Genomic DNA, 339 nt, shown 5'->3' with positions numbered 1-339 from the left:
CTGGCTCCTAAGACCAGGGCCTCTCAAGACACAAAGGAGCAAATACCATGACCAAGATCACTCGCGCATTTCTGGGCAAAGTCCTGGGCGCTGCCGCCGCGCTGAGCGCGCTGCCGGCACTGGCGGCTGAAACCGTCAACACCTCCAATCCGTACGGCATCGACGCGCTGTGGTCGCAAGGCGACTTCGTGGCCAAGGGTACGCTGATCATCCTGCTGATCATGTCCGCCTCCACTTGGTATGTGGGCATCGTCAAGCTGCTGGAACAACGCCGCCTGATCAAGCAGGGGCATGAACTGCTGGGCCACCACGGCGTGGATCTGCAAAAAGCCGCCAGCG

At 61.1% G+C, this 339-nt stretch carries 1 pseudogene; it reads left to right on the top strand.

Features of this window, described 5'->3' with window-relative positions:
• Positions 1-47: 47 nt before the first annotated feature.
• Positions 48-339 (top strand): annotated as a pseudogene (locus tag JHD59_RS22430) (MotA/TolQ/ExbB proton channel family protein); the annotation flags it as partial.

Source organism: Chromobacterium sp. ASV23 (assembly GCF_016428945.1).
GTDB classification, from domain to species: domain Bacteria; phylum Pseudomonadota; class Gammaproteobacteria; order Burkholderiales; family Chromobacteriaceae; genus Chromobacterium; species Chromobacterium sinusclupearum.
Note: the sequence above shows the minus strand (reverse complement) of the source record. Positions and strands in the feature narration are given on the sequence as shown.